The sequence below is a fragment of the Psychrobacter sp. CX97 genome (assembly GCF_057396285.1).
The window spans coordinates 115,137-136,676 of the sequence record NZ_JBXYJE010000004.1 but is presented as its reverse complement, the minus strand read 5'-3'; the positions used below and the strand labels follow the sequence as shown (position 1 = coordinate 136,676).

Here is a 21,540-nt window from a genome sequence, read left to right as displayed (position 1 = left end):
GTCTAATTTTAGTCATGTTCATTAATAGCAGTATAAGTACCAGTTTGAGATATCAACGGAATTCGTACACACACTTGCAGCCCGCCCTCTGGATGATTTCTAGCGTCAACACTACCATGATGAAGCTCAGCAATACGACTTACAATAGCCAATCCTAATCCACTACCTTGCGTGGTTCTGGCGGACTCTCCACGTTCAAACGGTTGCATAATACGCTCTAGTTGATCGTTTGCAACTCCTGGTCCGCAATCACGTACACAAATAATTAGCTGATCTTTAGCTGAACGCATCACATTAGGTGTTGATACTGTTTCCTCTTCATCACTTATTTTTTCATCAGAAATAAATGTCGGCTCTATGGTTGCTGAGAGATAGATGGGTGGTTTTCCATATCGCTGAGCATTAACCACAAGGTTAATGATTAATCGTTTGATTGAAAGCGGCCGTACGGGCACTTGTACAACATTGTGTGTTTTATAAACAAACTCTAAAGGGGCAAATTGCACCATGACTTCTTTAAAAATAGAGTCTAGGTTTGTCAACCTTACAGGTTCATCTGAGCCGTCTTTCATGAAAGAGATGAACTGCTCAAGGATGGCATTCATGTCCTCAATATCATATATTAAACCTTCACGCAAAAACTCGTCAGGCAGCATTTCAGCGGTCAGTCGCATACGGGTTAATGGAGTGCGTAAATCGTGCGAAATACCCGCCAGCATAATAGTACGCTCTTTTTGTGATTGACTTAGGGTAGTGAAAAGACGGTTGAATGCCATGTTGACTCGTCTTATTTCAGTGGTCCCTTTGCGTGTGGGTAGGGTGGTAGCGCTACCTAAATTGATATAGTTGGTGGCCGCTTGCTGTAGTTTACGTAAGGGACGGTTTAATTGGCGAACTAAAAGCAGAATCGTGACCAGTGTAAATATAGGGATACCTAATATAAAGAAGATAAGCGAACTGGGGCTATACTGAGCATAGAAGATAACAGGCTCACGTATCCAGTAATTAGTTGTGCCAGAATCTTGAATCCAAAGCTGTGGAGTGGGTTTGAATTTAAAATAAACAGTTGTTTCTCGACCAATCTGTTTGCTAATTTCTTCTTCTAATATATTTGTAAAGAAACCTGCAACTGCCTTTTTAGAAACATCTGGGAAATGTTTAGGATCTTCCACAACGGCAATATGATTATGATTTAAAATCCAATTTAATACTTCAGGATTAGTTTTCCAACGCTCACGGGTGGCTTGCACAAGTTTGAGCTCAGTTGCAAGATATCGAGCATGATTTTGAAGTTCAGGTAAATATAGACTACGCCAAAAAAACCAAATAGACACCACCACACTTAAAATAACAATGAGCATGACTGATATGGTCGTTTGCCAAGTATTAGAGCGTGGAATAAGACGTAAATTTGGCCAAAAAGATGTCAAAAAAGAAGATTTCATAAACATATCGTTTTATAGTTAAAAATTAGTTGAACTAGAGGTTCCCAATTATATTATATTCTGATATAATTATGCCCTTTTTGGTATACCTACGGATGAGAGAAATCAAATGGTTGTTATACGTTTAGCACGGGGCGGTGCCAAAAAACGCCCATTCTACCAAGTTGTTGTTGCAGATCAGCGTCGTTCACGCGATGGCCGCTACATCAAAAACATTGGCTTTTATAACCCACTAGCTAAAGGTCAAGATGTGCCTTTACGTTTAGACCTAGAAGCTTACAATGAATGGCTCGAGAAAGGTGCGCAGCCTTCGGATCGAGTTAAGGCCTTGGTAAAAAGCTATAAGATAGAAGCAGCAGCAGAAACTGCTTAATATTTAACTTGAGATTGTATCTCATTTTATAGCAAGTTGTTTCTTTTAGCAGTTATATCTTTTAGTAATATCTGTTTTAATGATACATGCCTGTTTTAATCATATATGATAGATAGTGCAGCAATACTTATGAATGCACCTAGTGCTGACAGTCTAGTTAAAATAGCAACGCTAAAAAAACCTTACGGCATAAAAGGCTGGTTATGGGTTTATAGTGAAACTGAAAACCATGACATTATTTTTGATATGCAGCCGTGGTGGATGAAAACAGCAAGTGGTTTTAAACCGCTTACTGTGAGTAATTGGCGTCGTCAAGGATCGGGTCTTGTTGCGCAGTTTGAACAAATCGCTGATCGCAACGTGGCTGAGATTATGAACGGTGTCAGTGTTTGGGTTGCTAAAGATGCTTTCCCTGAAGCAGCTGATGATGAATACTACCTGTCTGAATTAATTGGACTTAGGGTAGTCAATAAGCAAGATGAGTGTTTAGGCACATTCAAAGAGCTATTTGAGACTGGCGCGCACGAAGTAATGGTTATTAAACCAAGCGCAGACAGTATTGATGATGAAGAACGCTTGATTCCATGGCATAAGCAGACAATTGATGGTATTGATTTGGACAGGGGTCAATTAACTGTAGATTGGGAACGTGATTTTTAATTCCCATACTTTAAGTCGTATACGTTGTCGTTTACGGACTTGATTGATGACTAAGGTTGGCTGGAAAGATAAAATGTATTTTGCGGTCATCACAATTTTACCAGAGATGTTTAAATCTATTACAGATTACGGCATTACTGGTCGAGCAGTACATCAAAAACAAGTCTTTGTTGACTTTATTAACCCTAGAGACTTTACGACAGATAATTATCGCCGTATTGATGAACGCCCCTTTGGAGGTGGACCCGGTATGGTCATGATGGCAGAACCTCTGGTTAAAGCCATTAGTTATGCAAAAGACCAAGCAAAAAAGCATGGTTGTACTGTTGATGCTCAGCACTGCCCAGTAATTTATTTATCTCCGCAAGGTCGTATTTTAGACGAAAGTGTGGTGATGTCATTTAACAAGCTTGATGGCATGGTTTTATTGTGTGGTCGTTACGAGGGTATTGATGAACGATTGCTAATCCAGCATGTTGATAGGGAAGTTTCCATTGGAGACTATGTGTTAACAGGTGGCGAGCTCCCTGCAATGGTTTTGATGGATAGCGTTATTCGTCGATTACCCAATGTAATGGGGGATGCGAAATCTGCTGAGCAAGATTCGTTTGTTGATGGACTTCTTGATTGTCCCCATTACACAAAACCTCATCAGTTTGGAGGCTTAGGCGTTCCAGAAGTGTTGTTGTCTGGTCATCATGCTAATATTGCGAAATGGCGTTTTATACAACAAGTCAAACGTACCAAGCTGCGCCGTCCTGATTTATGGGAGAAGTTTAACCCTACCCCAGATCAGAAAAAATTGCTTAAGCAGGCTAAAAGCGAGATAGAGTAAATTGTGAGTATGCCTCTTTGATATCTTGCTGGCTTTATATTAAAAATTTATTATCCAGAGATATTGCTAACTAATTTTAGATTAGTTAGTGACTATATTATTAATTATCTTATTAGGTTAGATGTCATTGATTATGACATGTGAGTTTAAAAAATTATTAGATTCTATTATTCCCGTTTCCTTATGTCGCCAATATGAAGCGTATAAGGCAATTACTATAAACGGGTGGCATGCGTGGAGCCTCTGTCATCCCATGTGAGGAGCATTCTCATGAGCAACGTACATCCATTAGTACAAGCAGTTGAAACTTCTCAACTACGTGAACATCCAAAATTTTCTTCTGGAGATACCGTAGTTGTCCAAGTTAAAGTACGCGAAGGTGACCGCGAGCGTCTTCAAGCATTTGAAGGTGTGGTTATTGCGAAACGTAACCGCGGTTTAAACTCTGCCTTTACTGTGCGTAAAATATCCAGTGGTATTGGTGTAGAGCGTGCTTTCCAATTGCATTCGCCAATTATTGATAGCATTGAAGTGAAACGTCGTGGTGCTGTTCGCCGTGCGAAACTTTACTACTTGCGTGAGCGTTCTGGTAAATCTGCGCGTATTCGTGAAAAGCTGGCTTACCGCTCATCTGAAAAGCCTAAAACTGACGCTGGTGTTCCAGACGCAGTTGAAACAGCTCCAGGTATTTAAGCTTAGCCGCTTCTTTTACTTATGTAATCCATTAGCTATAAATTAATCAGCTTGTGGCTATTAAAACTAAGACCCCCACCCCTTATAAAAGGTTGGGGGTCTTTTGTGTGACGGCTTATATTTTGCCTATACAACGACCTAGCATAACTAACTACCTTGTTAAAACGGCTAGCATTTGATGATATGGTACTTAGCACATTGATACATTAAACATTTGATTATATAGTCAGCGAACTACTAAACGGTTACGGCGTTAACCTCGTTAAGCCTACTCCAGTAGTACTTGCACTCGGTTGCCTTGTAACTATTTTAGACTTCTTTGACTATAGTATTTTAGTCTACTTAAGGATTAATATTACAATAAGGGTAAGTGGCTAATTTTTATCAGTTTTTAATTTAGGCTCGTAATTTTGGGGATGTTGACTTAAAATAAGCGCCTTATAATGGTACCAAATGTGCAAATTGAGGTTTTCGATTATATTAATCTTTGATGGTTATCATGGAGGATCTCGCATTTGCAAAAGGAGGTAAAATGAATAATAGCCAAATGTCTAATTCAGAGAGTTATCAACAATCCCTTGCTAGTAACAATGATATATCGTTAGTGGGCGAGTATAAGGAACTGCATAAACCTAGCTCAAGTTTTGATAGCCGTGATGCTTATTTAAATCACGAGTTGCAGATTATGCAACCAAAGCGCTGGAAACCGAACCTCCCTTTTCGTGATTATCGTTTTGAGTTTGAAGATACGATTCCTGCTTTAGCAGCGACGATTGGTAAAATTGTAATGGTGGGCGCAATTGCAGCAACATTTGCTGGCGCATTAGATTTAAATAATGCATTTATCTTGGAAAACGTACGATATGAGTTGCTTATCGTTTCTTTATTTATTGTCTTATTTTCAGGTTTTTTATTACCGACAGCCAACTTAGCGGGAACGCACGGTCCACTCATACCTTTGATTCCTATTGTGGTACTTGCGGGTGGCCACCCAATGGCTTTTGGCTTGTTGATTGGTCTATTTGGTCTGTTACTTGCAATGAGTAAAGGGGGCAGCTTACTTGCAAACTTAACCAGTAAAGGGGTATGCGGTGGTTTATTACTTTACCTCGGCTTTATTGGAACAACTGGTCAAGTAAAAAAACTACTAACTTGGTCAGAAAGCATAGGTTTATCGCATATAGCCTTTGTGGTAATTCTAGGAACAATCATATTGTATGCCATTTTAGAACACTTTAATAAGCGTTGGCTTGCCGTACCTTTAAGCTGTTTATTAGGAGGTGGAAGCGCATTCTTACTAGGTGCTCCTTTCAATTTTGTAACCGCACCAGGTATGCCTCATATGAGCCCTGCTTATTGGTGGGGCGACAATACAGGTTGGATGCTGGGGTTACCAAGTTTAGAGAGCTTTATCGTTGTATTACCATTTGCAATCTTAGCAGTGGCTATGTGGTCCCCAGACTTTTTGGGTCATCAAGTCTTTCAAAAAATCAGTTATCCAAAACGTACTGAAAAAGTGGTAATGAATATTGATGACACCATGGTCAGTACTTCTTTTCGTCAGGTGGTGGGGTCTGCACTGGGTGGTGCAAACTTTGCTTCATCTTGGGGTACCTATATTGTGCCGGCTGCTATTGCTAAACGTCCGATTCCTGCAGGTGCAATTTTAACGGCACTTTTTTGCGTGGTAGCTTCTATATGGGGTTACCCAATGGACTTGGCTATTTGGGAGCCTGTCATGTGTGTGGCGCTAATTGTGGGTGTATTCATTCCGTTACTTGAAGCTGGGATGGAAATGACGCGTGAAGGGAAAACGACACAGTCTGCCGCTATTGTTGTATTCGCCTCAGCATTGGTTAATCCTGCATTTGGTTGGTCGCTCACAGTGCTGCTTGATAACTTAGGCTTGATTGGCTCAAAAGAGCGAAGCGCTAATCTAACTAAAATGAGCCGCTGGATTATACCGGCAGCTATGTTCATCTTATTGACTGTCGTCATGGCCATGGTAGGAATGTTACCAGGTATCCCAGCGCTATTAGAGAGTTTCAGCAAATAAATAATGACGTTGTGTTTATTGAGATTATTCAGATGAATGAAATCAAGCTAAATATCATAAAGCCAGCCTTGTGCTGGCTTTTTTAACTTGTAATTGGCTACTCATCCCCCCATTAATAAATAATCTAAACTTAATTTTGGCGTTATATAGTCAAAGTAATTCTAAATGGTTGCGGGCTTAACCTCGTTTGCTTTACAACTGTACTTAGTTGCTTTGTAACTATTTGAGACTGCGTCATTGGAGTACTTCGACTATAATTATTGACTATACGACTACTATGATCAGTGAAACTGCATCTAATAATATCGATGAAAAAAAAGCCCGCCTTAAGCATCTCATTCAGCGTTTGCCCAACTTGCCTGGCGTTTATAAGATGCTGGATAAAAAAGGTGATATTCTATATGTAGGGAAGGCTAAGTCTTTAAAAAGTCGAGTAAATAGCTACTTTGCTAAATCCATCGACCATCCAAAAACTCGTGCGCTAGTGTCTCGTATTCATAATATCGAAACTATTATTACTCGAAGTGAAACTGAAGCCCTGCTGCTTGAACAAAACCTAATCAAAGAGCATCGCCCACCTTATAACGTATTGCTACGTGATGATAAATCATATTTATATATCTTTATCTCAGCTGATAAACCTTATCCTAGACTTGCCTATGGACGCGGAAAAGCCAAGCATCAAAAAGGAAAGTTTTTTGGCCCATTTCCTTCGGCACATGCCGCTAGAGAAACGCTAGTTCTAATGCAAAAAATGTTTCAGATGCGTCAGTGTACCAATACATTCTTTAAACAACGCAAACGTCCATGTTTGGAGTATCAAATTAAGCGTTGCCGTGCGCCCTGTGTTGGACTCGTGACACCTGAAGAGTATGCCGAAGATGTAAACAATACCATTCGATTTTTGCGTGGCGATTCAAGTGACATTCATACGGCACTTATCGATAAGATGGAATCGGCTGCTGATGAGCTGAATTTTGAGCGAGCCGCATTTTATCGCGATCAGTTGTCAAGAATGCGAGAAGTACAGGCCCGTCAGGCAGTGTACACTGTGAAGGGAGAAGCAGATGTTATCTCCATTACCAGTCAAGCGGGTATGACTTGTGTTAATGTACTTACCGTACGGGGTGGCCGTGTCTTGGGCGGAAAAAATTACTTCCCAGATGTCGATAGTAGTGCGCCGATAGGCGAAAACTTATCAGCATTTATTATCTCTTTCTATTTTCAGGTCACCGATGATCTGCCAAATGAAATTATTATAAGCCATGAACTGCCAGACCAAACTGCCGTTCAAGAAGCATTATGTACTCATTTTGAGAGTAAAACGATTATTAAAACGAGTGTGCGTGAACATCGAGCGGAATGGTTAGACTTGGCGAAGCTAAATGCTAATAACGCCTTAAAAACTAAATTGGGCGATTATTTAGAGTTGCATGCAAGGTTTTTGGCTTTAAAACAAACTCTTGAGCCCATTACTCACACTACGATTGACCGTATTGAATGTTTTGATATCTCACATACGATGGGAGAGGCGACTATTGCAAGTTGCGTTGTTTTTGATCAGGGCGGGGCACGAAAAAGGGATTACCGTCAATATGCTATTCACGACATTCAAGGTGGCGATGATTATGCTGCCATGTCACAAGTTCTAAATCGACGTTACAAAAAACAGCCTTTACCTGATTTGTTGTTGATTGATGGGGGCAAAGGTCAGTTGAATATGGCGAAAAATGTGCTTTCAGAGTTAGGTATATTGGATGATACGTTGTTAATTGGCGTCGCAAAAGGTGAAGGGCGTAAGGCTGGGCTTGAGGTACTGCATTTTATTGATCATGAGCCACTTGATCTACCCATGGATTCTAAAGCACTCCATCTCATTATGCACATCCGCGATGAAGCGCACCGTTTTGCCATCACTGCCCACCGAAAGAAAAGAGATAAACGTCGATCATCGTCCGTTTTAGAGGCCATACCTGGTCTTGGCGAAAAGCGTCGTCGTGATTTGTTGAATCACTTTGGTGGGCTACAGCAATTACTAGGTGCCTCGCAGCAAGAGCTATCAGGTGTGAAGGGTATTGGAAGTGTATTGGCTAAAACCATTTACAAAGTATTGCATGATTAAGGCGGACTGGATTATGTCTATTACACAATTTTTCCATTAAGTTTGCTTTTAGTAGGCATAAAAGCCGCTTATATACTTATATGTTTATATAAAAGTGTATAAGCGGTTTTATAGTTAGAGGGTAGGGGTTAGAACGGAGTGGTCATCTGGCAGCGATTTTTATTTTTTACTGACTTGATCTCTAAGCCAGGACTTTAAATCCTCAGACATGATAGCCAGCTGTTCACTCAAATAATCGTCTATTCGGGTTTCAAGCTCTTTGAGTAGAGACTCATCAATTTCTGTGCAATCATTTGCCGAAGATAAAGTAACTGAGTCCTCTACCCTAGCAGGCTGTTTCTCTAATTCAGTTTTGGGATCAGACCAAGAAGCCGCAGAGTTAGAATTTTGGTTTTCTTGATTCCTTTTATTGTTATTGTCATTACCGTTCTCTGTCTTATTAGCATTAAGGACAGTATCTTGGCTTGTTAATGGTTTGCCGTAAGATGGCTTAATAATAAGGTGTGTTTTGTTTTTAGCATGATCACTTTGGTCGGTACTATTGCCACTACTGGGGGTATTAGAGGTGCTTGATGCATCACTCATTTTATTCTCTACTGCTTTTAAAGCCTCTTGGTCATCTATTAGCGCTTCTTTAGCGAGTTTTTCTTTCTGTTGCAATGCCAGTTTAGCTGCTTTTTCGCGAGCTAAATCTGCGTAAATAGTATCTATATAACTTCGGAGATCTGGCGTAGTAAATTTAAACTCACTAAGTTCAGTTTTATGGTCTAACAGCTGAACGATATCATCAAGCTCCTGAACAATGGCGTTTTTAATTTGCTGAGGGGCGGCTAACCAACGATTTGAAAACTGATGTGAAAATGCAATTTGTGTCATATGAGTATTTTCCAGTTAGGCGAAATATTTTTGAGCATATGTGTCAAAAGTTTATTCTAGGTATGTTTCTTAGTAGGCTTAATTATAAAAGGCTGTATTGAATCCAAACATAGCACAGTGATGCTTATTTGTGAACTCAATGCAGCCCTAATAAATCTAAAATACTCAGTAATAGTCATTAAAGAGTAACTAGACTAATAAGCCCTAAACAGGGGTTTGATAGCCAGTTGCTCTTTAGTGCCTTAGTGCTCTAAAAGCAAATCAGAAATGGCAGCTTAATGATGACATGAGTAATAATAAGCTACAAGCTACTCTGATTTCTCCCAGCGAGAAAAAATAAGTGAGCCATTGGTACCGCCAAATCCGAAACTATTAGACATGACGTAATTCAACCCTTCAACTTTACGGGCATGATTGGCAACGTAATCTAAACGACAGTTTTCGTCAATTTCTTTTAGGTTGATGGTGGGTGGAACAATTTGATCTTGTAATGCCTGAACACTAAAAATGGCTTCAATAGCACCTGCCGCACCAAGTAGATGACCCGTCATCGATTTAGTTGAACTTACCAGAATATCATCTTTACATTCGTGAAAAATATTTTCGATAGCGGCTGACTCTGCAACATCTCCTGCTGGTGTACTGGTGCCATGAGCATTAATATAGCCAATATCACACGGTTTAATACCCGCATCTAGTATTGCATGCTTCATAGAGCGTGCAGCACCCTCGCCACCTTCAGGTGGCGCGGTAATATGATGAGCATCATCGCTCATGCCAAAGCCTACTAATTCAGCTAAGATAGTTGCACCACGAGCTTTGGCATGCGCTAAGCTCTCCAAAACCATCACGCCTGCGCCATCACCGAGTACAAAACCATCTCTATTTTTATCAAAAGGCTTACTTGCGCCAGTAGGATCATCGTTTTGAGTGGATAGGGCTCCCATTGCTGCAAAACCTGCCATTCCTAGTGGGCTTGAACCCTTTTCACTAGCACCTGCTAACATCACATCGCAATCACCGTAGGCGATTAATCTAGCTGCTAGACCAATGGCATGGGTCGCTGTCGTACAGGCTGTTGAGGTAGCAAGGTTGGGACCTTTTAAACCGTGTTTCATCGCGACAATACCTGCGGTAATGTTGATAATTGTGCCTGGAATACAAAAGGGCGAAACTCGACGTATGCCTTTTTCTCTTAGGTCATCTCGATTGTTTTCCAACGTTTGTAGACCGCCAATACCTGAACCAATGATAACCCCAAAACGGTTTGGGTCTACATTTTCAACTAAAGCATCATCGGCAGAAACTTCTGAGATAAATCCCGCATCTTTGAGAGCCATGCTCGAAGCAGCCACGCCATAATGAATAAAGCTATCATAGCGTCTGGCATCTTTAGCGGGCATGAATTGACTGGGGTCAAAGTTTTCAACTGTACCAGCAAATTGTGCACGATAGGTTGAGGCATCAAAATGGGTGATTGGCTTAATACCGCTCTCACCTTTTAGAATACGCTGCCACGTCTTATCCGCATCCAATGCCAATGGCGTGATAGCTCCCATACCAGTAATAACAATGCGCTGTTGGTCATCACGTTCAAAGTGTGGCGGTTTTGCTTGACGAGAAGAAGATTGAGTCATAGTTGTATTTCCTTATCTAATGCTATCCATTAATTATTGCTATTCAATTATTACCAGTTATTCACCATAAATCTTTAAATGAGTAGCAAAGGCACATTTTTTCATACGTGCAGACTGGATAACTGCATCGCGTTCGCCATAAAGACGGGAAAGTTTGGCGTCACGAGCTTGAGTGTTACCCCTTTTCCCTAAACCAATATTGATATTTGGAGAAATTCCCCAGCGCCCTGCAGAAACCCCAACGCCAACACCTGTTGTGGTAATTGAAGACTGTTGAGCTTGCGTTTTTTCAACATAACTATTGATGCGGCTATATTCTTGTGAAAGACCCTTACAGTCATAGCTTTGATAATTACTTGGCGGAATATATTGTGGCGATATATTTCCCGTACTGGCGCAGCTAGAGAGCAGTAGACAGCTCATAAGCAATACGCTGTTTGTGGATAAGAGAGATTTCATTGAGGTAAACATATACAATCCGAAATTCAAGTGATTTGATCCATTCATATAAATATATAAGACCAATATTAAATAATTAAATAAAATTACTGGGTTTAATAAAAGCTAAAGCCAAAATACCAACATAAGCAACTAAAGCAATAAAAATTCCTGCTTTGCTTTGCTCTTTGGTAGCTGTCGATCTAAATGCCTTAATACTAGCACTTATTGCTGCAACGAGTAATATGATTTTACCGGCAACCCACTGTAATGGGGCGTTGGTAGACAGTAAGGGCATAACAACCATGACCCCTGAAACCACCAATAACGTGTAGACGACATGTGTTGCTATTTTGACTGATTTAGTTAGGCGCTTATTCGCAATTATCAGCAAATAACTTTGCCATAGAAATAAAGCAATGGTAATAAACGCCATCATCATATGTATATGTTTCATAACTGTCTCACAGTCTCAGGCAATTAGCATAACAAGCAGTTAAAATGCTGAGTTATTAGTTAGCATTTGTACCCGCGCAAAGCGGGCTTTGGGGAACATTGCCATTATTTTTATTTAGTAAGCCCCACTCTGCAGGGGTATAAGCGTGAATAGCAAGGGCGTGAATGCTTCCTCCCTGACTTGTCATTAATGCGTCTACAAGCGCATAAAGCGATTGATGTCTCGCGACCAAACGCTTATTTTCAAATGCCTCACTGACAATCGTAAGTTTGAAATGACTCTCTTTACCTTCAAAGTAGCCTGCATGATTCATTGACTCATTAATAAGCTGGGTATGAGTAGGGTTTAAGACTTGTAAACTTTGAATAATTTTGTCTTGAGTTTGCACTGTGAAAAGTTCCTGAGCTAAATCAATATTAGAAAACAAGTGTTAACTGTATATAATATATTAACAGCTAAAGGGTGTGACACTCTAGTAAAAAATGCAAAGAACAGCCATTACTTATTAAATGGCTGTCTTCGTGAAAGTTTATTTATAGATTGACATCATAAAAGATGTAATCATAAACTAACGACTTTGCAAATAATAAGGTTTAACTTGAGGCATTAAAGATTGCAGTGAAGCAATACGGTTAGAGCTTGAGGGGTGAGTACTTAAAAACTGCGGTGGTTCACCTTTAGCAGCACGTTGCATCTTTTGCCATAGGGTAATTGCTGCCTGCGGGTCATATCCTGCTTTTGCCATCAGCACTAAACCAACTTTGTCAGCTTCAGACTCTTGCGTACGGCTGTGTGGACGGCTAATGCCCAAATCACCTGCAATAGTGGCAAGTTGCGCTTGACCTTGTGATAAACCAAATACACTAGCCGCAATGCCAATACCGGCTTGGGTTGCATATTGTCCAGAAATACGTTCACGAGCATGCTCACGGATAGCATGTGCCATTTCATGACCCATGATTGCTGCAATCTCAGCATCAGTAAGGTTTAGACGGTCAATAATCCCCGTATAAAACATTATTTTACCGCCTGGCATAACAAAAGCGTTCAACTCGTTTGACTTAATGGTGTGTACTTCCCAATTCCATTTGCTGGCATCATTACGATATAACTCTACTTGACCAATGAGTCTATTAGCGATGCGTTTTAACCGAGCAAGGGTGGCCGCATCAGTATCTAAAACGCCTTTTTTTCTCGCCTCTTGAATTGCCTTATTATAGCTTTGAGCGGACAGTTGTAGGACTTGTTCGTTTGATACCAATAGAAGCTGTTGTCTATCGCCCCCTAAAACACCAGTATTTGTCGTGCTGCTACAGCCCGATAGCGCCATTATAGAAACTGATGCTGCAAGTGTACTACGAATTAAAAAATTTCTCATTACAATGCTATGCATTCCATATATCCTTATCAAAAAAGTTAATAATGTTCGTCTATTATAATACTATATAAAAAATAACCTTCTGACCGTAACAAACTAACTCATTATTGTAAATTACACTTTATAACAGCACATTAAGAAACTATATTCATAACCTATAAGGCTATTTTTGACTAAAATAAGCCACTATTTCGTTTAAGCTAGTATTAAATAGAATGACTATTCAACCCGAGCTTTTAACTTAATGGCGCTTCGTATTGAGTCATTTTATTCTAAAAACTCCCTAACTTTCGCTTATGAATACAAGTTCTAAAAGTTTGATGAATATTCTAAATAACTTTTTTGAACAACTATAAACTATTTTTTAGCAAAAAGTGTTGACAGACTTTAAATAACCTATATAATATCGACCCTATCAAGTTGTAAGGCTTGATTAACGCGGGAATAGCTCAGTGGTAGAGCATAACCTTGCCAAGGTTGGGGTCGAGGGTTCGAATCCCTTTTCCCGCTCCAAATTCGGCTCATAGAGCAATTGAAAAGTCTCACTACTCATTTTAAGAGTAGTGAGACTTTTTTTCTATAAAATCAGGGTTCTAATCTTGGTTTCTCGTCTTTATTTAATTTCTAGTCTTTATTTAAATAGTTAGCAAGATTTAAATAGTTAGCAAGCCAAGCACAAGCATACATTCAGCTTTTATTCTCGCTAAATCTACCAAAAAAACATCCCTATCTATAATCCATATCCTATTATGCGAACACATAGCTGAGACAACAACCAATGCGATTGTTGTTTTTTACAACATTTTATGTCTGGTTCACTATGGCACCGTTGGTAACCTCAATGCTAGCAATAGAAAACTACCTAACCAATGATCATATTAAGCTATTTTTAATAGCCAACGTTGCATTAACCATATCAGGACGAGTGGTGGTAGGTATGGCACTGGATCGGTTTGGACCCAGACGTGTTTTTCCATATTAATGGTAATGGTGGCAATACCCAATTGGTTTTTTGCGTTTGGTAACTCCGCGATGCGGTTTTTGTGTCGCGGCTATTTATGTCTATTGTAGGTGCTGGTTTTGCTGTTGGTATCCATATGACGGCGCTTTGGTTTAAACCTAAAGATATTGGTTTTACTGAAGATTTTCTGAGACAGAAAAAGTCTCAATAGAATGTCTTACCAAAGCAATACATGATTGTGTGGATAATATAAGCTCATAACATGTATTTGAAATGAATGTTATGTTAAAGTAACCTCCCTAGTAGTGCAGACTACACATTTGACCCATCAACGCAGGATTGAACCAATTCATAATCAATGAGCTGTTTGCAGTCTATTGATAAGCAATCACTAAGGATATGACTATGGCGTCTCGCAAAACATTAGACGTTGTCAAACAAACTGTTCCTGTGCTTGAAAAACACGGTACAGAGATAACAACTGTATTTTATAAAAACATGTTTGCTGAGCATCCAGAGCTACTGGATATTTTTAATGAAACTAACCAAAAGCTTGGACGTCAGCAGACCGCCTTAGCAACCACAGTATTGGCCGCTGCCAAGCATCTTGAGAATCTTGAGGTGCTATTACCGCAGGTCATGCAGATTAGTCATAAGCACCGTGCACTACAAATTAAACCTGAGCATTACCCCATAGTTGGCAAGCACCTATTAGGCGGTATTAAAGAAGTGCTCGGCGATGCAGCGACAGATGACATCATTAATGCTTGGGCAGAGGCGTACGATGAGATTGCTAACGTCTTTATCAATGTTGAAAAACAAATGTATGATTCAGCAATGTGGCAAGGTTTTGCTGAATTTAAAGTGGTTAAAAAAGAAATCACAGGTAGCGATATCGCCGCCTTTACAGTACAGCCTATAGATGCTGAATCGATTAAGTTAAATAATCTTAAGCTCAGCGCAGGTCAATACATCACTGTTAAAACCGACCCAGAAGACAGTGACCATATTGCATTAAGACATTATTCGCTTTACTCGACAGATGCAAGCGAGGGGATTAAATTTGCAGTGCGCCGTGATAATCGTAACGCACACCGAGGTTTGGTCTCAAATCACTTACACGATAAGGTAGAGATAGGCGACACCATTTTATTATCTGCACCTGCAGGCGATTTTAAACTAAACCCAGCGTTAATCAATCAAAACGAAATACCTTTAGTGTTGATTAGCGCAGGCGTTGGGGTTACTCCTGTATTATCTATGCTTGAAACACAGGTTCGAGAAAACTCTGAGCGTCCAATTATTTGGACTTATGCGTGTCAAAACTTTGAACACCATGCATTTTTTAAACAAGTGGAAAATGTGTTAAAAAAAGGGTCACACACAGACAAGCATTATTTCTATTCTGAAAACAAGCAAATTCTTAATGAGTCTTGGCTAAATACATTGCCAAACCCTGCTGATGTTTATGTTTGTGGTTCTATGGCCTTTATGGACAGCATGATAGATGGGTTAATATCTCTGGAACACAGTGGGGATAACATTCACTATGAGCCTTTTGGTCCAAAAATGAGCTTGAATGCTGGTTAATATAATACCCGACCTTACCACTAGTGTTTAGTGGTACCTTTATAGAGTTTATTCAGTTTTTAAATACGTCATTAAAATGGAGTATTACTAATTGAAATCTATAGGGAGACAGATGATTAAACGCAGTATCACATGACACATGACTGTTACGACCTATGATCCGAAACACGCTGCAGATGATAATGTTCGGATTATGCCAACGTCAGATGATTTGAAAAAACCACATTTTGACTAAGTGTTTATCAAAAAAGCGATGCTTGAAGAGCGTAGCAATCATAGTCATTTAATTGCCTCAAGTCGTGAAGAATTGCCTACTATCTATGTCAATGGTATTGAGAGTGATAGAGAAGCCATTGTGCAAGCTGATAAAGCTGATAAAGCTGATATTGACGGTATACAGATGGAGCTGGCTCAAGAAAATATATTTAGAGGCTAAGTACTAAGTCAATAAAGAAAAAACAAAACTATCTGTATCATTTCACTTTTGATATCGGACATAATGACATAATAAGGATGTACTATGAAGCGAGCCGATCAACTCCAGCCTTTATCAAGAGAGCATCATTTAGGTTTGGTTCTTTCCAGACATGCGAAGGAGTGCTCTAATGATGCTAAAGAAATTGCTGAGCATTGGACGGCATTAACCCATTATATTAATCAGAATATGATCAATCATTTCGATGTTGAAGATGATTTGATGTTATCTAAACTAGAAAGTTATAAACAAACACATCCTAAGGTTGCAGATATTATTGATGCAATTGCATCACAGTACAAAAAGTTATATGAGTTAATAGAGTTGCCCAGTATTGGTGTGGATCAAGTTCGTGAGCTGGGTACGGCGCTATATGATCATATTCGTTTTGAAGAACGAGAACTGTTTCCATTAGTGGAAGCGTTGCTATCGGAACAAGAGCTGACTGCGATTTATGACGCCAGCTCTGAAAAGGTAAAGCGTCATAATGAAGACCGTTAAGTACTTTGACAAAGGCTGGATCAATAAAAGATAGGAGCTACAATATGAATCACACGATTATCCCCAGCCACTGGAAAATAAAACGTTCAACACCATTTTTTACTAAAGAAAATGTGCCTCAGGCATTGCTAACGCATCACAATACTGCCGAAGGTGTCTTTGGTCAGATTTGTGTGATGCAAGGAGTGGTTACTTTTTATGGTTTTGCAGATGAAACGGCTACTGAACCTGAGAAGAAGGTTGTGATACAAGCAGGACAATTCGCTACCAGCCCACCACAATACTGGCACCGTGTCGAGCTAAGTGATGACGCACAGTTTAATATTAACTTCTGGGTGGAAGAGCTTAATGATGAAAAGAAAAGGCTATTTAATAGCTCAAAAGTTCACAATAAACCAATTGATAACTTATTTGATAAGTCTAAAGATGACTCACAAAGTCAGTCTGGCTAAGTCATAATGTTCTGCAGTGATAATGCTCGTCAGGCTTATTCACTCAAGCCCGTTCAAAATGAGGGTCAGTATCTCTAGTATCTCTCCTAAACCAAATGATCATTGATACGGGTGCCAAAACGCTGACGCCTATGCCATAGAGTATCGGTAAGCCAAGATACACGATAAATATGCTGATGGCTATGATAGCAATAGCGGTCGTTAGCGCTGCCATATTATGAGTAGATTGATGACACATCGTTTTACGCATTAATGTTAATATAACCAAAAAAGCCAACAGCTGTAGCAAGATCATACAAATGGTATAGATAGACGATACATTATGAGCAATGTTATCTGAAGCATGAGCGATGGCATTAGGCACAAGATTTAAAGAGGCGCCTAGACCTGCCAAAGAGGCAAAGATAAAGAAATGACCGTAACCAAATAAGATTAAGTTGTGACGACGATGCTCTCTCGCCAAGATCTCATTAAAGGGAATATTGAAATATAGCCACCACGAAAAAAACAACAGCGATATTAGGAAGGCACACAATAGAAAGATCGATCCAGTATGATAAGTAGGCTGAGTGATAAAATGTTGCATGGTCGTACTGACACCGACCATACCTTCGCCTAAAACGATGATAGTCAGTAGACCATAACGTTCTGCCAGATGCTCGGGGTGCCAGTTATTAAAATGCTCTGAGCGTGCCCATATGGGCATAATCAGCTCCCCAGCAATAAATATAAATAGAGCAGGTGTTTGTATAGAAGAGGGTAAAAACAACCAGCTTATCCACATACATTGCAGTACCAAGAGTCCGATAATGCTACGCCCAGCCACGCTTTTGTGATCCGGTACATGCTGATAAACACGCCACCACTGGCTACAGCTGGCAAGCCGCATAATAGCGTAGCCAACGACACCTAGCCAAGTTAAGCCGCTGTCAAAAAACTGATTGATGTTAGAGGCAATCATTAATGAGCCTAACATCTGAAATAAAACAGAGATTCGATAGTTGGTATCGTCTGGGTCATAACCTGATCCAAACCATGTAAAGCTCGTCCAGGCATTCCATAGGATAAAAAATGCCAAAGTAAACGTAATAAAGCCTGTAATATCGTGTTCACTTAACTGGTTGTAAAAGCCTTTTGCTGCTGCAGAGACCGCTATAACATAAACTAAGTCAAAGAATAGCTCAAGTGTTGTTGACGTACGATTTGGCTCATGTGGGTCTCTAGCACAGATCTCTTTAGTGAATTGAGTAGATGACGTTGACGACATATAAGCTTTATTCCAATATGAATGTATTTATGACATTAAAGGATTGATATAGATAATGTCTCCAGAACAGGCTATAGATCGGCATCCCAATAGGGTTCATGACTAAAGCATGTACTGAGATGGTCAATAAAGTAGCGGCAGCGCTGAGATAAAAAACGATTTTTAGGGTAGACGGCGTAAGCAGTTAAACTGGGTAGTTGATAGTCTGTTAAGAGCGAAACAAGTTTTCCACTTTTTAAAGCATTGTAGGAAATAAAAGTGGGTAAAAATGTAATGCCATGGTTTTTTATTGCCATATCAATCAGAAATTCTCCATTTGTGGACTTTATTTTAGAGCTAACAGGCAATTTGTGTATAACACCCTCTTTATCGGTCAATTCTAGATTTATATTTCTATCTAAACCGTATTGTAAAAAATCGTGAGCTTCTAAGTCCTCAACCGTTGTGGGTATGCCTTTTTCAGCTAAATAATCTGGGCTAGCACAAAGAGCAAATCTTATTGGGGTCAAGCGTTTGGCTTGATGTGATGAGTCTTGCAAGTTTCCAATACGAATGGCAAGCTCAAACCCCTCTTCGATTAAGTCAACCTTTCTGTCTGAAAAATCCAGTTCAAAATTGATATTTGGATGCTTACTAGCAAACTCATCAATAATATGCGCAAAATGCATCAACCCAAACGAGAGGGGTGCAGATATTTTAAGTGTACCGCCAATGCTGGTTTTTGACCCACTGGTACGCTCATTCAGCGCCTTTACTTCATCTAAGATATTCTGTGCTCTATGATAATAATACTCGCCAGCTTCTGTTAAGTTAGATTGTCTTGTGGTTCTAGTAAGAAGTTGAACGCCCAAAGTTTCCTCTAGCTCTTTTAAGCGTCGGCTGACCGCAGACTTGACGACACTAAGTTGTTCTGATGCCTTTGTTATACTGCCTGCATCAACGATACGTATGAACATTTCCATATCTTCAAGCTGTCCCATACTTAAGCCTCTTTGTGATTTATCGAATTTTATCCTAATAACTTCTGTAAATAATTGTTCTAAATATAGGAACACTCATTTGTAATTATTAGGGTTTATTTAATTTTAGTCAACGCATACAATATGCACGTAATTTAGAGTTAACGACTCATAATATAGATATGATAATTCAATCAAACTAATTTTAATCAAACAAATATATCGGAGAGCCATTATGAATAAGTTACAAGAGATCAGCGCACCACTTGGTCGTCTTTTTCTATCTGCTATTTTTATTTTGTCAGGTTTTAACAAAATATCAGGCTATGCAGCGACACAAGGCTATATGGAAGCGATGGGTGTGCCAGGCATGCTACTACCTTTAGTTATTGCCTTTGAAATACTAGGTGGTTTTGCCATTCTTCTTGGTTTCAAAACCCGTTTAGTGGCACTGTTGATGGTCGGTTTTAATATTGTTTCTGCTGTGATTTTCCACTCTGACTTTAGTGACCAAATGCAGATGACAATGTTCATGAAAAATATCGCAATTGCGGGTGGCTTTTTAATGTTATTTGTTCACGGTGCTGGTGCCTATGCGATTGATGATCGTGAAAACAATAAATTAATATAGTCACAACATGCTATGTCGCATAACCTATCGTATTTTTGGTATTATTCATAGGCATTGCGCATAATTTAAAACTTGAGCGACTGGTGATGATGAATTTGCTGACTGTACCTTTTGTTCAGGAAGCATTATCATCAATACCAGTCGCTTTTTTGTTTTTAAAATCGAATCCATAAAATCGAGTTATTGCGTACCTCCTAAGTTATTGTGTACCTTCTAATTAAATGAATAACATTGTACAGGGTTCAATTATGAATAATGGCATAAATAATAATGCAGTGAATAATAATAATGCAGTGAATAATAAAGTTGTTAATGTAGGCCTAATTATTGGCAGCTTAAGAACCGATTCTATTAATAGGAAATTCGCAGAATTTATTGTCTCACAGCTACCGGACAATATTACTGTACGAGAAATTAAAATCTCAGATCTCCCTCTTTACAATCAGGATTATGATGGTTTAACGATTGAAAGTTATGAGCGTGTGCGTCATGACATAAAGCAAGCAGATGCTATTCTCATTGTCACACCAGAGCATAACCGTACCATGCCAGCCGCTGTTAAGAATGTGATTGATATTGGTTCTAGACCCTTCAAACAGAGTGTTTGGACAAACAAGAAGGTCGCCGTTGTCACTGCGTCGCCAAGCAGCTATGGGGGTATTAATAGTGGGCTGGATGTGCGTAAAAGTATGCAACACCTATCTGTGCAAATGATGATTAATCCTGAAATATTTTTAAGTCATGCGACTGATAGCTTAGATGATGAGGGCAATGTTATCGAACGTACCCAAGAATTCTTGCAGAAGTTTATTGAGGCATTTACTGAATTCGCTTCAGAAAAATAAAGATTTTAAAAAATAAAAATATTAAAAAATAAAAATATTAAAAAATAAAGGTATTAAACAAGCCAAGCGCGCGGGCTAAGCTAAATCAAGACAGCTAATCTATATACAGCTATCCTATAAATAGTGGCTTTACACATAGCTATAATTCAACATCCACTTACTATATTGCATGTATGGGTGCATGGAGGTCAGCTTGTGAGATTTTTAGACTATAAAAAGCAATTAAAACCAAAAGGTAGTTATAAGTAGTTATAAAAGGAGAGGTACGCAGCATATCTCTCCCTTTTTATATCCCTTATATCAGACAGAAGCAAGTGAGTATCTAAATTACCAATGCTGAATAGAGTAGGCACTATTGGCTATTGTTTTACCTTATATCAGGTTAAGTTTTATAGTTATGGTTTTGCATTATGGAAAACCGAGTTATCATGATACTCAGGGTGCTTGTCGATATAAGCTTTAACATAAGGACAGATTGGTTTTACTCTTAGATTTTTACGAGACGCATCATCTAATATATATTTTACTAAATAGCCTGCGATGCCTCTGCCACCCAGCTCTTTTGGCACTTCGGTATGTAAGTAAGCAATGCCTTTTTCGCCTTCGCTGGTCTCAAAGAAATCATAATCTTCGAATGCTACTTTACCATCGACATGGATCTCAAAGCGCTTTGCTTCTTTATTATCAATAACCTCATAGGTTAATGGCTCATTGTTAGGCATTTTTATTCTCCTTTGATTGTGTCAATTTAAATTTTAGTCTATTTAAACGTATATCGCTATATGAATTACCTGACTGAATACACTCTATTATAGGCATTTTGTTCTACTTTAGAGAACTATGATTTGATTTTATTGTTATTTATCTTATATCCATCAACAAGTACAAT

General features: G+C 39.2%; 23 protein-coding genes and 1 tRNA gene. 14 read left to right on the top strand and 10 right to left on the bottom strand.

The genetic code is table 11. From position 1 onward, the window contains the following. Positions 1–8: 8 nt before the first annotated feature. Positions 9–1,445 (bottom strand): ATP-binding protein, encoded by a 1,437-nt coding sequence (locus tag AC2SLL_RS04815; protein ID WP_486530543.1) that lies wholly within the window; start codon positions 1,443–1,445, stop codon positions 9–11. Between the two features lie 109 nt (positions 1,446–1,554). Between AC2SLL_RS04815 and rpsP the strand changes: the two genes are divergently transcribed. The 6 genes from rpsP to uvrC all read left to right on the top strand — a co-directional run bounded on the left by rpsP (position 1,555) and on the right by uvrC (position 8,184). Further along, entirely contained in the window at positions 1,555–1,818 is a 264-nt protein-coding gene (rpsP, locus tag AC2SLL_RS04810) for a 30S ribosomal protein S16 (RefSeq protein WP_486530542.1), read from the top strand. Positions 1,819–1,947: 129 nt separating this feature from the next. Continuing rightward, on the top strand, positions 1,948–2,478 hold the full coding sequence (rimM, locus tag AC2SLL_RS04805) for a ribosome maturation factor RimM (RefSeq protein WP_486530541.1): 531 nt from the start codon (positions 1,948–1,950) through the stop codon (positions 2,476–2,478). Between the two features lie 73 nt (positions 2,479–2,551). Next, positions 2,552–3,313, top strand: a complete 762-nt coding sequence (gene trmD, locus AC2SLL_RS04800; RefSeq protein ID WP_486530615.1) for a tRNA (guanosine(37)-N1)-methyltransferase TrmD — start codon at positions 2,552–2,554, stop codon at positions 3,311–3,313. 270 nt (positions 3,314–3,583) lie between these two features. Then, the gene (gene rplS, locus AC2SLL_RS04795) at positions 3,584–4,006 is read left to right on the top strand and encodes a 50S ribosomal protein L19 (RefSeq protein ID WP_486530540.1); all 423 of its coding nucleotides are present in this window, start codon (positions 3,584–3,586) and stop codon (positions 4,004–4,006) included. Positions 4,007–4,553: 547 nt separating this feature from the next. Continuing rightward, positions 4,554–6,062: a DUF3360 family protein gene (locus tag AC2SLL_RS04790; RefSeq protein WP_486530614.1), complete on the top strand. Its 1,509-nt coding sequence runs from the start codon at positions 4,554–4,556 to the stop codon at positions 6,060–6,062. Between the two features lie 277 nt (positions 6,063–6,339). Continuing rightward, positions 6,340–8,184 carry an excinuclease ABC subunit UvrC gene (gene uvrC, locus AC2SLL_RS04785; protein ID WP_486530539.1) on the top strand — a complete coding sequence of 615 codons (1,845 nt, stop codon included), beginning with the start codon at positions 6,340–6,342 and terminating at the stop codon, positions 8,182–8,184. A 159-nt stretch (positions 8,185–8,343) separates the two neighbouring features. Here the strand turns inward: uvrC and AC2SLL_RS04780 are convergent, their stop codons facing one another. The 6 genes from AC2SLL_RS04780 to AC2SLL_RS04755 all read right to left on the bottom strand — a co-directional run bounded on the left by AC2SLL_RS04780 (position 8,344) and on the right by AC2SLL_RS04755 (position 12,970). Then, complete coding sequence (locus AC2SLL_RS04780) at positions 8,344–9,060, bottom strand: hypothetical protein (RefSeq protein WP_486530538.1); 717 nt, start codon at positions 9,058–9,060, stop codon at positions 8,344–8,346. A 308-nt stretch (positions 9,061–9,368) separates the two neighbouring features. Continuing rightward, the gene (fabF, locus tag AC2SLL_RS04775) at positions 9,369–10,697 is read right to left on the bottom strand and encodes a beta-ketoacyl-ACP synthase II (RefSeq protein ID WP_486530537.1); all 1,329 of its coding nucleotides are present in this window, start codon (positions 10,695–10,697) and stop codon (positions 9,369–9,371) included. A 57-nt stretch (positions 10,698–10,754) separates the two neighbouring features. Continuing rightward, positions 10,755–11,168, bottom strand: a complete 414-nt coding sequence (locus AC2SLL_RS04770) for a hypothetical protein (RefSeq protein WP_486530536.1) — start codon at positions 11,166–11,168, stop codon at positions 10,755–10,757. Between the two features lie 64 nt (positions 11,169–11,232). Then, a complete protein-coding gene (locus AC2SLL_RS04765; protein WP_486530535.1) occupies positions 11,233–11,592 on the bottom strand; it encodes a SirB2 family protein in 360 nt (119 codons plus the stop codon). Between the two features lie 55 nt (positions 11,593–11,647). Then, positions 11,648–11,980 carry a BolA family protein gene (locus AC2SLL_RS04760; protein ID WP_486530534.1) on the bottom strand — a complete coding sequence of 111 codons (333 nt, stop codon included), beginning with the start codon at positions 11,978–11,980 and terminating at the stop codon, positions 11,648–11,650. A 180-nt stretch (positions 11,981–12,160) separates the two neighbouring features. After that, entirely contained in the window at positions 12,161–12,970 is an 810-nt protein-coding gene (locus AC2SLL_RS04755) for a M48 family metallopeptidase (RefSeq protein ID WP_486530613.1), read from the bottom strand. Positions 12,971–13,408: 438 nt separating this feature from the next. Here AC2SLL_RS04755 and AC2SLL_RS04750 point away from each other — a divergent pair. The 6 genes from AC2SLL_RS04750 to AC2SLL_RS04725 all read left to right on the top strand — a co-directional run bounded on the left by AC2SLL_RS04750 (position 13,409) and on the right by AC2SLL_RS04725 (position 16,949). Continuing rightward, a tRNA-Gly gene (locus AC2SLL_RS04750) sits at positions 13,409–13,483 on the top strand. A gap of 307 nt (positions 13,484–13,790) precedes the next feature. Continuing rightward, positions 13,791–13,952: a hypothetical protein gene (locus AC2SLL_RS04745; RefSeq protein ID WP_486530533.1), complete on the top strand. Its 162-nt coding sequence runs from the start codon at positions 13,791–13,793 to the stop codon at positions 13,950–13,952. Between the two features lie 384 nt (positions 13,953–14,336). Further along, positions 14,337–15,521 (top strand): globin domain-containing protein, encoded by a 1,185-nt coding sequence (locus AC2SLL_RS04740; protein WP_486530532.1) that lies wholly within the window; start codon positions 14,337–14,339, stop codon positions 15,519–15,521. Positions 15,522–15,756: 235 nt separating this feature from the next. Beyond that, complete coding sequence (locus tag AC2SLL_RS04735) at positions 15,757–15,957, top strand: hypothetical protein (RefSeq protein ID WP_486530531.1); 201 nt, start codon at positions 15,757–15,759, stop codon at positions 15,955–15,957. An 84-nt stretch (positions 15,958–16,041) separates the two neighbouring features. Continuing rightward, the gene (locus AC2SLL_RS04730) at positions 16,042–16,497 is read left to right on the top strand and encodes a hemerythrin domain-containing protein (RefSeq protein WP_486530530.1); all 456 of its coding nucleotides are present in this window, start codon (positions 16,042–16,044) and stop codon (positions 16,495–16,497) included. Between the two features lie 44 nt (positions 16,498–16,541). Continuing rightward, positions 16,542–16,949 carry a TehB family protein gene (locus AC2SLL_RS04725; protein ID WP_486530529.1) on the top strand — a complete coding sequence of 136 codons (408 nt, stop codon included), beginning with the start codon at positions 16,542–16,544 and terminating at the stop codon, positions 16,947–16,949. A gap of 43 nt (positions 16,950–16,992) precedes the next feature. On the opposite strand, the gene AC2SLL_RS04720 is transcribed toward AC2SLL_RS04725, so the two are convergent. Continuing rightward, complete coding sequence (locus AC2SLL_RS04720; RefSeq protein ID WP_486530528.1) at positions 16,993–18,216, bottom strand: low temperature requirement protein A; 1,224 nt, start codon at positions 18,214–18,216, stop codon at positions 16,993–16,995. 71 nt (positions 18,217–18,287) lie between these two features. Continuing rightward, complete coding sequence (locus AC2SLL_RS04715; RefSeq protein WP_486530527.1) at positions 18,288–19,196, bottom strand: LysR family transcriptional regulator; 909 nt, start codon at positions 19,194–19,196, stop codon at positions 18,288–18,290. A 214-nt stretch (positions 19,197–19,410) separates the two neighbouring features. On the opposite strand from AC2SLL_RS04715, the gene AC2SLL_RS04710 reads away from it, so the two are divergent. Further along, a complete protein-coding gene (locus AC2SLL_RS04710) occupies positions 19,411–19,806 on the top strand; it encodes a DoxX family protein (protein WP_486530526.1) in 396 nt (131 codons plus the stop codon). Between the two features lie 248 nt (positions 19,807–20,054). Continuing rightward, on the top strand, positions 20,055–20,651 hold the full coding sequence (locus AC2SLL_RS04705; RefSeq protein ID WP_486530525.1) for an NADPH-dependent FMN reductase: 597 nt from the start codon (positions 20,055–20,057) through the stop codon (positions 20,649–20,651). A 395-nt stretch (positions 20,652–21,046) separates the two neighbouring features. Here AC2SLL_RS04705 and AC2SLL_RS04700 read toward each other — a convergent pair whose 3' ends face one another. Continuing rightward, entirely contained in the window at positions 21,047–21,373 is a 327-nt protein-coding gene (locus AC2SLL_RS04700) for a GNAT family N-acetyltransferase (RefSeq protein WP_486530524.1), read from the bottom strand. Between the last annotated feature and the right edge of the window lie 167 nt (positions 21,374–21,540).